This window comes from Burkholderia sp. SJZ089, from assembly GCF_007828315.1.
GTDB classification, from domain to species: domain Bacteria; phylum Pseudomonadota; class Gammaproteobacteria; order Burkholderiales; family Burkholderiaceae; genus Burkholderia; species Burkholderia gladioli.
The window spans coordinates 1-13,024 of sequence record NZ_VIUM01000013.1; the positions used below are offsets into that span (position 1 = coordinate 1).

Consider the following 13,024-nt stretch of genomic DNA (forward strand, 5'->3'; position numbering starts at 1 on the left):
TCCACGCCTTCGCCGGCTTCCACCAGGATCGCGCGGTCCGCGCCGATCGCCAGCGCCGTGCGCAGCGTCTCCTGCGCCTGCGCCACGCCGATCGATACGGCGATCACTTCCGTCGCCGTGCCCGCTTCCTTCAGGCGCACCGCCTCTTCCACCGCGATCTCATCGAACGGGTTCATCGACATCTTCACGTTCGCGATATCGACGCCCGTTCCGTCCGACTTCACGCGAACCTTCACGTTGTAGTCGACCACTCTCTTTACCGGCACCAGGATTTTCATGCACACGCTCCAAAGTTACGAATACGACCGACGGCCATTTTATAGTGTCGCCCACCTCCGAGGCGGCAACCCGGGCCTCGCGGCCCCTCGACCGACGAGGATAACGGCATTCGGCGACACGCCGGCAATAGCGAACGATCGTTCTATTTTAAGGGAGAAAAAACCCGGACGCCAAGCCCGGGTTTTGGACCCCCGCCTCTAATCGCCGGCACGCACGATGCTCCACCGCCCGCTGGTCACCACGACGCGATCACCGCGCCGCCGAATTTGCCTTCCAGATAGCGCTTCACCTCGGGCGAGCGGTAGGCGGCCACCAGCTTGGCGACCCAGGGCTTGCCCCGATCCGCCTCGCGCACCGCCAGGATGTTCACGTAAGGGCCGTCCGCGCTCTCGATCGCGATCGCGTCGCGCCTGGGCTGCAGGCCCGCTTCCATCGCGAAATTGGTGTTGATCACGGCCGCGTCGACATCGGCCAGCGAGCGCGGGATCTGCGCCGCGTCCAGTTCGACGATCTTCACGCCGGACGGATTGCCGACGATATCGAAACGCGTCGCGGCGAGCCCCGCGCCGTCGCGCAGCTTGATCACGCCCTGCTTCTGCAGCAGCAGGGCCCGCCCGCCATTGGTGGGATCGTTCGGAATCGCGATCCGCGCGCCCTTGGGCAGCGCCGACAGCGACGCAATCCGCTCCGAATAGATGCCCATCGGGAAGGTCACGGTATCGGCCACGCGCACGATCCGGTAGCCGCGATCCTTGACCTGCGCGGCCAGATACGGCGCGTGCTGGTAGCTGTTCGCGTCGAGGTCGCCCGCCGCCAGCGCCGCATTGGGCTGCACGTAGTCGGAGAACTCGACGATGCGGATCTCGAGCCCCTGCGCGGCGGCCACCTTCTTCACCGCCTCCATCACCTGCGCATGCGGGCCGGCCGTCACGCCGACGCGGATCGTCTCGGCCGCCGCGCGCGCGGCACCGAAACCGAGCACGGCGGCAGCCAGCAGCGCGCCGGCGACAAGCTTGCGTCTTTGCATCGGGACAGGCTCCGTGATGAGGATCGCCCGGCATCAAGCCAGGCGATCGGGTCGGCAAGGGCGACGGGCCGCGCGAGGGCCCGACGGGGAATCAGCAATAGCGGCGTCGACCGCCGGCCAGGGCTTCAACGCTGGTTCAGCGATGACTGAGCCGACGCACCAGCCAGTCGCCGAACGACTGCACGATCTGCACGAACACGATCAGGATCACCACCACGGTCCACATCACCTCGGGCTCGTAGCGCTGGTAGCCATAGCGGATGCCGAGATCGCCAAGGCCGCCGCCGCCGATCGCGCCGGCCATCGCCGAGTAGCCGACCAGCGACACGAAGGTGATGGTCAGCCCCGCCACGATGCCGGGCCAGGCTTCGGGCAGCAGCACCTTGAACACGATCTGGCGGGTGGTGGCGCCCATCGCCAGCGCGGCCTCGATCAGCCCGCGGTCGACCTCGCGCAGCGCGGTCTCGACCAGCCGCGCGATGAACGGCGCCGAGGCCAGCGTCAGGGGCACCACGGCGGCGGCGGTGCCGATCGACGAACCGACGATCAGGCGCGTGAACGGAATCACCGCCACCAGCAGGATGATGAAGGGAGTCGAGCGCACCGCGTTGACCAGCCCGCCCAGCGCGCGATTGACGCCGAGGTTCTGCAGCACGCCCTGGCGATCGGTCAGGTACAGCAGCACGCCGAGCGGCAGCCCGACCAGCGCGCCGACCACGCCCGAGATGCCGACCATGATCAGCGTCTCCCAGAACGACTGCACGAACATATCCAGCATTTCACTCAACATGCGACAACTCCTCGACCACCACGCCCTGCTCGCGCAGATACGCGAGCGCCTCGCCGACCTTGCCGGGCTCGCCGCCCGCCAGCACCGCCAGCGAACCGAAGGCCTGGCCCTGGATCTCGTCGATCTGGCCATGCAGGATGTTGAAGTCCAGCTCGTAGCGGCGGATCGTCTCCGACAGGATCGGCTGGTCCACGCCGCTGCCGGTGAAGGCCAGGCGCAGCAGGTGGCCACGACCGCTCTTCAGGCGCTCGGCCACGCGTGCCTTCAGCGCCGGCGGCAATTCCTGCGCGATCACGTCGCCGATCAGCGCGCGCGTGACCTCGTGGTGCGGCTGCATGAAGACCTCGATCACCGGCCCGGTCTCGACCACGCGGCCGGCATCGAGCACCGCCACGCGATCGCAGACCTGCTTGATCACCTCCATCTGGTGCGTGATCAGCACGATGGTGAGGCCCAGTTCGCGGTTGATCCTGCGCAGCAGGTCGAGGATCGCGCGCGTCGTTTCCGGGTCGAGCGCCGAGGTCGCCTCGTCCGACAGCAGCACCTTGGGCTTGCTGGCCAGCGCCCGCGCGATGCCCACGCGCTGCTTCTGGCCGCCGCTGATCTGGGCCGGGTAGCGATCCTTCTGCGCCGTCAGCCCCACCAGCTCCAGCAGGGGCAGCACGGTCGCCTCGATTTCCGCTCGCTTCACGCCGGCCAGCTCGAGCGGCAGGGCCACGTTCTCGTAGACGGTGCGCGAGGACAGCAGGTTGAAATGCTGGAAGATCATGCCGATGTCGCGGCGCGCGGCGCGCAGATCGGCCGCCGACAACGCGGTCAGGTCGCGGCCGTCCACCACCACGTTGCCCTCACTGGGGCGCGTGAGCAGGTTGATGGTGCGCACCAGCGTGCTCTTTCCGGCACCGCTGCGGCCGATGATGCCGAACACCTCGCCGCGGGGAATCGTCAGGTTGACGTCGTGCAGCGCCTCGATCCAGCCTTGCGGCCCGGCGAATCGCTGCGACAGGTTGCGAATTTCGATCATGTAAACAAAACGGCGGAAGCTGCGAAGCCGATCGTGTCGGGCCTCGCCGGCGGCCGCCGTCATATCCGGGAATAGCCGCGCATTTTAACGCAAGGGCCTCATTTCCCTTAATAATCGATTTCGCCGCTTTCATAACCAGGCGAAATTAGAGGTGCGTTCCCGCGCAGGCCGGTCGCGGCGCGACTATGATCCTCGGCAACCCAGAACGATTAACGGAGACACCGCCGATGAACGCGACAGCCTCTTCATCCGGGCCCGAGGCCCGGGCCGGCCGCCCGGCGCGCGCCCAGGTGCGCAGCGCCGACGGCCTCGGGCTGGTGGCTTTTCGCTGGCAAGGCTGGGCCGCGGCCGATGGTGGCCGCCAGGCGCCGCGCGCCACCGTCGCCCTGCTCCACGGCCTGGCCGAGCACGCGCGCCGCTACGACGCGCTGGCCGCGCGGCTGGCGGCGGCCGGCATCGAGCTGGTGGCCATCGACCTGCGCGGCCACGGCTGCTCGCCGGGCCGTCGCACCTGGGTCGATCGCTTCGACCAATACCTCGACGACGCCGATGCCCTGGTGAGTTTCGCCAGGCGCGAGGGCGTGCCGCTGTTCCTGATGGGCCACAGCATGGGCGGCGCGATCGCCGCGCTGTATGCCATCGAGCGCGCGCCGGCGCGCGGGCAGCCCTTCGCCGGATTGGTGCTGTCGAGCCCCGCGCTGGCGCCCGGCCGCGACGTGCCGCGCTGGATGCTGGCGGCCAGTCGCTTCATGAGCCGTGCCTGGCCGCGTTTTCCGGCGTTGAAGATCGATGCTGCCCTGCTCTCGCGCGACCCCGAGGTGGTGGCCGCGAACCGCGCCGATCCGCTGGTCCAGCACGGCGCCGTGCCCGCGCGCACCGGCGCGGAAATCCTGGTCGCGATGGAGCGCATCGCGCGCGGGCGCGCCTCGCTGGCGCTGCCGACGCTGATCTACCACGGCACCGCCGACAAGCTGACCGAACCGGAAGGCAGCCGCGAGTTCGGCGCGCAGGCCGGGCCGGCCGACAAGACCCTCACGCTTTACGCAGGCAACTACCACGAGACCATGAACGACCTCGAACGAGAGCGCGTGATCGGCGCGCTGATCGACTGGATCGTGGCGCGCAGTTGAACTCGTAGAAGGAAATCGGGAAAGGCCGCGCCGACAAGACGGTAGCCAAGCGTCGAGGAGACGCCGTCGCCGAGGCACACGCCGGCCGGCGGCGCGCCTCCGGCGCTCAGACGCCGGCCAGCACGCGCAGGTGCGCGACCACGCTGCGGCCCAGCGCCGACAGGTTGTAGCCGCCCTCGAGGCAGCTCACCACGCGCCCCTGCGCATGCTTGCGGGCGATCTCGCAGATCTGCGTGGTCAACCATTCGTAGTCGGCCTCGACCAGACCCATTCGGCCGAGATCGTCCTCGCGATGCGCGTCGAAGCCGGCCGACACGAACAGCATCTGCGGGCGGAACGCCTCCAGCCGCGGCAGCCACAGCATGTCCACCGTCTCGCGAATCGCCATGCCGCTGGTGCGCGCCGGCACCGGCACGTTGAGCATGTTCGGCGCCGGATGCTCGGTGCCCGAGAAGGGGAACAGCGGGTGCTGGAAGAAGCTGCACATCAGCACGCGCGGGTCGTTCGAGAAGGCGGCCTCGGTGCCATTGCCGTGATGCACGTCGAAGTCGATCACGGCGACGCGTTCGAGCCCGTGCACGTCGAGCGCGTGACGCGCGGCGATCGCCACGTTGTTGAAGAAGCAGAAGCCCATCGCACGCGCCGGCTCGGCATGATGGCCGGGCGGGCGCACGCTGCAGAAGGCGTTGTCGTAGCGGCCCTCGAGCACCGCGTCGGTGGCCGCGATCGCGGCACCCGCGGCGCGCAGGGCTGCCTGCCAGGTATGGCGGTTCATCGAGGTATCGGGATCGAGCTCGCAGTAGCCTTCGGACGGCACGTTCGACTTGATGTAGTCGATGTGGGCCCGCGTGTGCACGCGCGCGAGGGCGGCCTCGCTGGCGAAAGGCGCGCTTTCGTGCTCGATCAGTTCGTCGATGCGGCTCGCGATCAGCTGATCCTGGATCGCCGACAGCCGCGACGGACATTCCGGATGCCATTCGCCCATCTCGTGCAGCAGGCAGTCTGGATGCGTGTAAAAGGCGGTTGCCATGACGTGTTTCGCGGCCCCAGCGCGTCCGGGCCGCGAGTCTCCTTCGATGATGATGACGCGTTTGGCCGCGTGCGAATCCGCCGCTAACTTACCACAGCGGCCGGCATGCCGAGCCGGGGCGCGGGATGCCTCAGTTATACTGGCCCGAACTCAACCGCGTCGTCCTCTCCCCCGGTTCCCATGACTTTCCGATCGTCCGCTGTCTCCTCCCCGCTTCGTTTCCGCTCACGTTTGCCGCTCACGAGCCTCGCGCTCGCGGCGGTGGTCGCGACGCTGGCCGCATGCGCGCAGACGCCGGCCGGCCCGCAAGCCTCGCAGGCAAGCCCGGCGATCGCGACCACGCCCGCCGCGGCCCCGGCGCCCGCGCCGGCCCAGCCGGCGGCCCCGCAGCCCCTGCCGGCCGCCGGCCTGTCGCCGTCCGAGGAACAGATCGTGCCGCGGCAGTACGCGAACAATCCCAAGGTCGACGCCTTCATCAACGAGGTCGCCGCGCGCGACGGCCTGGATCCGGCGCGCCTGCGCGCATTGTTCGCCACTGCGAACTATTCGGCCACCGCAGTCAAGCTGGTGCGCCCGGCGCCCTCGCCCTCGGTGAAGAACTGGCGCGTCTACCAGTCGCGCTTTCTCGACACGATCCGCATCAACGCCGGCGTGAAGTTCTGGCGTGCCAACCAGGCCACGCTGCAGCGCGCCTCGGCCGAGTTCGGCGTGCCGCCCGAGGTGATCGTCGGCATCATCGGCGTCGAGACCATCTACGGCCGCTACATGGGCAACTTCCCCGCGCTCGACGCGCTGACCACGCTCGCCTTCGACTATCCGGACACGCCGAACCGCGCCGACCGGCAGGCGACCTTCCGCAAGAACCTGGAGGACTTCCTGGTCTGGACGCGCGACAGCCAGATCGACCCGACCAGCGTGGTGGGTTCGTACACGGGCGCGATCGGCATTCCTCAGTTCCTGCCGAGCAGCATCCGCGCCTATGCGGTCGACTACGAGGGCAATGGCCATATCGACCTGCGCGCGAGCACCGCCGATGCGATCGGCAGCGTCGCCAACTACCTGAAGCAGCACGGCTGGCAGCCGGGCCGCCCGGTGGTCTGGGAGATCGCGCCCGATGCGGGCAGCCAGGGTGTCGCGCAGGCCGCGGCCGACGGCAAGCCCGAGCCGCACCTGAGCTTGTCGCAACTGACGCAGGCCGGCTTGGCGCTCGACGAACCCTCGGTCGACGTGCGCGCCGAGGCCAGCACGCCGGTGACGGTAGTCGACCTGCCCAGCCCCAACCGCGCGACCGAGTACAAGCTGGGTCTGCAGAACTTCTACGTGCTGACACGCTACAACCGCAGCTTCTTCTACGCCCTGGCGGTCTACCAGCTCGGCGAGCGCGTCAAGCAGAAGATGCTGGCCACGCAGTAGGCAAGATCCCGCGATTGCCGATAAAAAAAGCGCTGCCTCTTCGGGGCAGCGCTTTTTTCATGGCGGCGCCCGCGCGGCGCGTTTCATCGCGACATCGACGATCAGGCGGGGAACACGCCCGTCGACAAATAACGATCGCCACGATCGCAGACGATGAAGACGATGGTCGCGTTCTCGACCTGGCGCGCGATCCGCATCGCCACCTCGCAGGCACCGCCCGAGGAGATGCCGCAGAAGATGCCCTCGACGGCCGCGAGCTTGCGCGCCATCGCTTCCGAGGCGGCCTGGCTCACGTTCTCGACGCGGTCGACCCGGCTGCGGTCGAAGATCTTCGGCATGTAGGCCTCGGGCCACTTGCGGATGCCGGGGATGCGCGAGCCTTCCTCCGGCTGCGCGCCGACGATCTCGATACGCTCGCTCTTTTCCTTGAGGAACAGCGAGGTGCCCATGATGGTGCCGGTGGTGCCCATCGCCGACACGAAGTGCGTGACGCGGCCTTCGGTGTCGCGCCAGATCTCGGGGCCGGTGGTTTCGTAGTGCGCGAGCGGATTGTCGGGATTCGCGAACTGGTCGAGGATCACGCCCTTGCCTTCGCGCTGCATCTGGTCGGCCAGGTCGCGCGCGAACTCCATGCCGCCCTTGACCGGCGTCAGCATGATCTCGGCGCCATAGGCGGCCATGCTCTGGCGGCGCTCGACCGAGAGATCCTCGGGCATGATCAGCACCATCTTGTAGCCGCGGATCGCCGCGGCCATCGCCAGCGCGATGCCGGTATTGCCGCTGGTCGCCTCGATCAGCGTGTCGCCCGGCTTGATGCGCCCGCGTTCCTCGGCCTTGCGGATCATCGACAGCGCGGGCCGGTCCTTCACCGAGCCGGCCGGGTTGTTCCCTTCGAGCTTGGCCAGGATCACGTTGTTGCGAGCGCGAATCTCGTCGTCCGGCAGCCGGACGAGTTGCACGAGCGGCGTGTTGCCGATCGTGTCTTCGATAGTTTTGTAAGCCATGGACGTAATGTGATTGCGATGCCGGTGAATCCGCCGATTGTAATCCAGCGCCGAGTCGACCGCGCGGGGCGGGATCGGCACGCGACGGCGCGCTGGTTCACGGCAGGCGCGAACCTCGGTCGGCATCACGCAAAAAACCCGCGGCAGGGCCGCGGGAAACCGTCGGGCCGCCGACGGCTGAAGGAGTCGTCAGGCATCGCCTGGCCGGGCGTGCCTCATGCGGCACGCCTGCGCCTCACTTGCCCGCTGCCTTGGCGGGCGCCGCCGCGCCGCGTGCGGCCGCCGCGGGAGGAGTCGCGGCCGGTGCCTTGGCCGCGCCGACCGTCAAGCCCTCGGCCACCAGCCGCTCGACCGATTTCTCGCCGATGCCGCTCACGCGCCGCGCGAGATCGGCCGTGTCCTTGTACGGGCCATGCGCCTCGCGCTCCTCGACGATCGCGCGGGCCTTGGCCGGGCCGATGCCCTTGATGCCGCGCAGCGCCTCGTCGTTGGCCTGATTGACGTCGACTGCCGCCCACGCCTGCGCGAGCCCCGCAAACCACATCGCCACCACCAGAATCTTCTTCAGCATCCGGATCTCCCCATCAAGAAAAACGGCCGGCGGCTGCCGACCGTGAGACCCAGTCTAGGGATGATTCGGGCTGCTTTATAGCTGGCCGAACAGCCAGCGCACGTAACGGTCGACACCTTCCTGGACGGTCAGGAACGGCGCGTCGTAGCCGGCCGCGCGCAGCTTCGACTGGTCGGCCTGCGTGAAGCACTGATACTTGCCGCGCAGCGCATCGGGGAACGGCACGTACTCGATCAGCCCCTGCGCGACCTGCTCGGCCAGCGTCAGCGGCGGCTGGCCGTCGAGCGCGCGCAGCGTGTTGACCACCGAGCTGGCGATGTCGTTGAAGGGCTGGGCGCGGCCCGTGCCGAGATTGAAGATGCCCGACTTCTCCGGATGATCGAAGAAGAACAGGTTGACCTTCACCACGTCCTCGACCGAGACGAAATCGCGCGTCTGCTCGCCGGCCGCGTAACCGTTGTACTCGCCGAACAGCTTGACCTTGCCCTCGGCGCGGAACTGGTTGAAGTTGTGGAACGCCACCGAGGCCATGCGGCCCTTGTGCGTCTCGCGCGGGCCATAGACGTTGAAGTAGCGGAAACCGGCGATCTGGCTCTTCGCGTCCGGCAGCACGCGGCGGATCACCTGGTCGAACAGGAATTTCGAATAGCCGTAGACGTTGAGCGGCGCCTCCACCTCGCGTTCCTCGACGAAGCGCGTCGAGCCGCCGTAGATCGCCGCCGACGAGGCATAGAGGAACTGCGTGCCGTTCGCCAGGCAGGTGTCGAGCACCGCTCGGCTGTAGCGGAAGTTGTTGTCCATCATGTAGCGGCCGTCGGTCTCCATCGTGTCCGAACAGGCGCCTTCGTGGAACACCGCGCGCACCTTGCCGAAATCGCCGCGCTGGAAGCGCTCGACGAATTCGGTCTTGTCGAGATAGTCGTCGATCTCGCAATCGACCAGGTTCCTGAACTTGTCGGCGCGGCTCAGGTTGTCGACCGCGATGATGCGCGTCTCGCCGCGCTCGTTGAGCGCCTTGACGAGATTCGCGCCGATGAAGCCGGCTGCGCCGGTGACGATGAGGGTCATGATCGTCCTGCTGTCAGAAGATGTAAGTACGAAGCGGCGCGCATCGCGCGCGTCGCTCAGTTGAACAGTTCGCCATATTCGACGGTGGCCGTGCCGAGCTTGCCGACCACGATGCCGGCCGCGCGATTGGCCAGCATCACGGCCGCGTCGAGCGAGAGCCCCGCGCCGAGCATGGCCGCGACGGTGGCGATCACCGTGTCGCCCGCGCCGGACACGTCGAACACCTCGCGCGCGAGCGCCGGCACGTTCAGCTCGCCGGCCTCGGAGAACAGCGTCATGCCCTCTTCCGAGCGCGTCAGCAGCAGCGCGTCGAGCGCCAGCGAGGCGCGCAGCTCGCGCACCCGCGCGCGCAGGTCGTCCTCGGAATGCCAGCCACCCACTACTTCGCGCAGCTCGGCCCGGTTCGGCGTGATCAGCGAGGCGCCGCGGTAGCGCGCCCAGTCGGCGCCCTTCGGGTCGACCAGCACCGGCAGACCCGCCGCGCGCGCCTTGGCGATCATGGTGGTGACATGCGTGAGGCCGCCCTTGGCGTAGTCGGACATCAGCACCACGCCGTGCGAGGGCAGCAGCGTGTCGAAGCGCGCCAGCCCCGCCAGCAGCACCTCGTGCTGGGGCGAGGCCTCGAAGTCCACGCGCAGCAACTGCTGCTGCTGGGCCAGCACGCGCAGCTTGATGGTGGTGGGCAGTTGCGCGTCGCGCTCGAGGTGGGTTTCCACGCCGCTCTCGCCAAGCAGGCCGACGATGCGCTCGCCCGGCTCGTCGGTGCCGACCACGCAGAGCAGGCCCGCGTTCGCGCCGAGCGTGACGATGTTGCGCGCCACGTTGGCCGCGCCGCCGAGCCGCTCTTCCTGCCGCTGCACATGCACCACCGGCACCGGCGCCTCGGGCGAGATCCGGTTGACGTTGCCGAACCAATAGCGGTCGAGCATCACGTCGCCGACCACGAGCACGCGCGATGCGGCGAGCCGCTCGCGCGGCACCGTCGCGACGCTGGCGGCGGCCTCAGCCGCGCGCGGAGGATTGGGCTGCGACATGCGGACGTCCGATAGCGTGGTAGTCGATCCCGAGTTCGGCCATCGCCTCGGGTTCGTAGAGATTGCGCCCGTCGAAGATCACCGGCGCGTTGAGCACCGACTTCAGATGCGCGAAGTCGGGACTCTTGAATTCCTTCCATTCGGTGACCACCACCAGCGCGTCGGCGCCCGTGACGGCCTCTTCCTTGCTCGGCACGAAGGCCAGGCCCGCCTGCGCGGCGGCATCGTCGCCCAGGTCGAGCGCGAACACGCGGCGCGCCTCGTCGATCGCGACCGGGTCGTAGGCCCGCACCGAGGCGCCGCGCGCCAGTAGCGAGGCGATCAGGGTTCGGCTCGGCGCCTCGCGCATGTCGTCGGTATTGGGCTTGAAGGCCAGGCCCCAGACGGCGAAGGTGCGCCCCGACAGATCGGTGCCGAAGCGCTTCTCGATCTTGGCCAGCAGCACGCTCTTCTGCGCATGGTTGACGGCCTCGACCGCGTCGAGGATGCGCAGCGGCTGGCCGTTCTCGGCCGCGGTGCGGATCAGCGCCTGCACGTCCTTCGGGAAGCACGAGCCGCCGTAGCCGACGCCGGCATAGAGGAAGTGATAGCCGATGCGCGGATCGGAGCCGATGCCGCGGCGCACCGCCTCGATGTCGGCGCCCACGCGCTCGGCCAGGTTCGACATCTCGTTCATGAACGAGATGCGCGTGGCCAGCATCGCATTGGCGGCGTACTTGGTGAATTCGGCCGAGCGCACGTCCATGTAGATGGTGCGCTCGTGGTTGCGGTTGAACGGCGCGTAGAGCTTCTTCATCTTCTCGCGCGCCACGTTGCCCACCTCGTCGTCGTCGACGCCGATCACGATGCGGTCGGGCCGCATGAAGTCCTCGACAGCCGCGCCTTCCTTCAGGAATTCCGGGTTCGAGACCACCGAGAAACGATGCGCGGGACTGTTGCCGAGCCCGCGCGCCGCGAGCGCCTCGGCCACCACGCCGTGCACGCGCAGGGCGGTGCCGACCGGCACCGTCGACTTGTCGACGATCACCTTCGCCTCGGTCATGTGGCGGCCAATATTGCGGGCCGCCTCGAGCACGTATTGCAGGTCGGCCGAGCCGTCCTCGTCGGGCGGCGTGCCCACCGCGATGAACTGGATCTCGCCATGCGCGACGCTGGCCGCGACGTCGGTCGAGAACGTGATCCGACCGGCCGCGCGCGTGCGCGCGATGATTTCCTTGAGGCCGGGTTCGTGGATCGGGATCCCGCCCTGGTTCAGGATCTCGATCTTGCGCGGATCGACGTCGAGACAGAACACGTCATGGCCGATCTCGGCGAGACAGGCGCCCGTGACGAGACCGACGTAGCCGGTGCCGATGATGGTGATTTTCATAGGTTTCCCGGTGATTCGTTCCGGAGGTTAAGCATGATTCTGCGCCGCATTCTTGACGGAGTGTGGTGCGCGCCTAGTTGGCCACGCCGGCCTCGACACGCCGCGGTGCGTAGGTCTCCCAGCCGCTGCAGCCGGGGCACTGCCAGTAGAACAGGCGTGCGCGGAAACCGCAGTCATGGCAGGTGTAGCGCGGCAGGTTCTTGGTCCGTTGCTTGACCAGCGCGCGCATCATCTCGAGTTCGCCGCGACGCGGCTCGTCGGCCGTGGCGATCTGCGCGTCGAGCAGGTGCAGCATGCCGGACAGGTTCGGCGCCTTCTGCATCTGGGTGCGCGCCAGCGTGTGCGCAGCATCGGCGCCGCGCAGCTCGGCCACGTACTGGAAGGCGACGTCGAGCAGATCGTTCGAGGGATAACGATCGGCATAGTCGGTCAGCAGTTCGGCGCCTTCGGCCGCCTGCCCGCGCGCGATATAGGCCTTCATCAGCTTCTCGGCCACCAAGGGCAGGTAGGCGGCGTTCTGCTGCTCGACGCGACGCCAATGGGCGATCGCCGCCTGGTGATCGCCGGCGGCCTCGGCCGCCTCGCCCGACAGGATGGTGGCGCGCACGTTGTGCGGATTCACGGCCAGCGCGTCGCGCAACTGCTGGGCCGCGGCCGCGCCGTCCTTCCTGGCCAGCGCCTCGCCGGCCAGCTCGCAATGGAACTGCGCGATTTCGGTCGACAGCGAACTGCCGCTCATGGTCTCGATCTTGCGCGCCGTCTGGATCGACTTGTTCCAGTCCTTCTCGATGCCGTAGATGGTCAGCAGCGCGCGCTGCGCGCCGAGCGCGTAATCGCCGTCGGCGAGGCGGTGGAAGGATTCCTCGGCGCGATCGAGCAGCCCGGCCTTGAGGAAATCCTGGCCCAGCTCGTACAACGCGTGATCGCGCTCGTTGACGGGCAGGTCGTCGCGGTTCAGCAGGTTCTGGTGGACGCGGATCGCGCGATCGGTTTCGCCGCGCCGGCGGAACAGGTTGCCGAGCGCGAAGTGCAGCTCGACCGTCTCGGGATCGAGCTTGGCGACCTCGATGAAGGCATCGATGGCCTGGTCGGGTTGCTCGTTGAGCAGGAAGTTGAGGCCGCGAAAATACGAGCGCGGCAGGTTCGCATTCTCCGACAACAGCTTCTTGAGGTCGTAGCGGGACGCCGCCCAGCCGAAGGCGAACGCGACGGGGATGGCCAGCAGCCACCAGAAATCCAGATCCATGAGGTATCGAGGCTAGGTCGGGGCCGCGCGTGCGGCGGC

The 13,024-nt window shown here is 68.2% G+C and carries 13 protein-coding genes; 2 read left to right on the forward strand and 11 right to left on the reverse strand.

Features of this window, described 5'->3' with window-relative positions; all coding sequences use genetic code 11:
- The 4 genes from FB600_RS22945 to FB600_RS22960 form a co-directional block, all read right to left on the reverse strand.
- Positions 1–278: electron transfer flavoprotein subunit beta/FixA family protein (locus FB600_RS22945; RefSeq protein WP_409995238.1), on the reverse strand; the 278-nt coding region annotated here is incomplete at its 3' end.
- Positions 279–514: 236 nt separating this feature from the next.
- Complete coding sequence (locus FB600_RS22950; RefSeq protein ID WP_145757448.1) at positions 515–1,306, reverse strand: MetQ/NlpA family ABC transporter substrate-binding protein; 792 nt, start codon at positions 1,304–1,306, stop codon at positions 515–517.
- Positions 1,307–1,442: 136 nt separating this feature from the next.
- Entirely contained in the window at positions 1,443–2,096 is a 654-nt protein-coding gene (locus tag FB600_RS22955; RefSeq protein ID WP_013697012.1) for a methionine ABC transporter permease, read from the reverse strand.
- A complete protein-coding gene (locus FB600_RS22960) occupies positions 2,086–3,120 on the reverse strand; it encodes a methionine ABC transporter ATP-binding protein (RefSeq protein ID WP_013697011.1) in 1,035 nt (344 codons plus the stop codon). The genes FB600_RS22955 and FB600_RS22960 overlap by 11 nt, the downstream gene beginning before the upstream one ends.
- Positions 3,121–3,410: 290 nt before the next feature.
- On the opposite strand from FB600_RS22960, the gene FB600_RS22965 reads away from it, so the two are divergent.
- The gene (locus tag FB600_RS22965; RefSeq protein ID WP_096750650.1) at positions 3,411–4,250 is read left to right on the forward strand and encodes an alpha/beta hydrolase; all 840 of its coding nucleotides are present in this window, start codon (positions 3,411–3,413) and stop codon (positions 4,248–4,250) included.
- Between the two features lie 106 nt (positions 4,251–4,356).
- Here FB600_RS22965 and FB600_RS22970 read toward each other — a convergent pair whose 3' ends face one another.
- The gene (locus FB600_RS22970) at positions 4,357–5,280 is read right to left on the reverse strand and encodes a histone deacetylase family protein (RefSeq protein WP_036037647.1); all 924 of its coding nucleotides are present in this window, start codon (positions 5,278–5,280) and stop codon (positions 4,357–4,359) included.
- A 180-nt stretch (positions 5,281–5,460) separates the two neighbouring features.
- Between FB600_RS22970 and mltB the strand changes: the two genes are divergently transcribed.
- Positions 5,461–6,693, forward strand: a complete 1,233-nt coding sequence (gene mltB, locus FB600_RS22975; RefSeq protein ID WP_096749530.1) for a lytic murein transglycosylase B — start codon at positions 5,461–5,463, stop codon at positions 6,691–6,693.
- Positions 6,694–6,794: 101 nt separating this feature from the next.
- On the opposite strand, the gene cysM is transcribed toward mltB, so the two are convergent.
- The 6 genes from cysM to lapB all read right to left on the reverse strand — a co-directional run bounded on the left by cysM (position 6,795) and on the right by lapB (position 12,985).
- On the reverse strand, positions 6,795–7,697 hold the full coding sequence (gene cysM, locus FB600_RS22980; RefSeq protein ID WP_036053687.1) for a cysteine synthase CysM: 903 nt from the start codon (positions 7,695–7,697) through the stop codon (positions 6,795–6,797).
- 235 nt (positions 7,698–7,932) lie between these two features.
- Complete coding sequence (locus tag FB600_RS22985; protein ID WP_017918748.1) at positions 7,933–8,268, reverse strand: ComEA family DNA-binding protein; 336 nt, start codon at positions 8,266–8,268, stop codon at positions 7,933–7,935.
- 75 nt (positions 8,269–8,343) lie between these two features.
- Positions 8,344–9,336, reverse strand: coding sequence for an ADP-glyceromanno-heptose 6-epimerase (gene rfaD / locus FB600_RS22990; RefSeq protein WP_013697005.1), 993 nt, complete (start codon positions 9,334–9,336; stop codon positions 8,344–8,346).
- A gap of 56 nt (positions 9,337–9,392) precedes the next feature.
- The gene (gene rfaE1 / locus FB600_RS22995; protein ID WP_013697004.1) at positions 9,393–10,370 is read right to left on the reverse strand and encodes a D-glycero-beta-D-manno-heptose-7-phosphate kinase; all 978 of its coding nucleotides are present in this window, start codon (positions 10,368–10,370) and stop codon (positions 9,393–9,395) included.
- Positions 10,339–11,739: a UDP-glucose dehydrogenase family protein gene (locus FB600_RS23000; RefSeq protein ID WP_096749532.1), complete on the reverse strand. Its 1,401-nt coding sequence runs from the start codon at positions 11,737–11,739 to the stop codon at positions 10,339–10,341. Before FB600_RS23000 ends, rfaE1 begins: the two co-directional genes overlap by 32 nt.
- A 73-nt stretch (positions 11,740–11,812) precedes the next feature.
- Complete coding sequence (gene lapB / locus FB600_RS23005) at positions 11,813–12,985, reverse strand: lipopolysaccharide assembly protein LapB (protein ID WP_025099019.1); 1,173 nt, start codon at positions 12,983–12,985, stop codon at positions 11,813–11,815.
- Between the last annotated feature and the right edge of the window lie 39 nt (positions 12,986–13,024).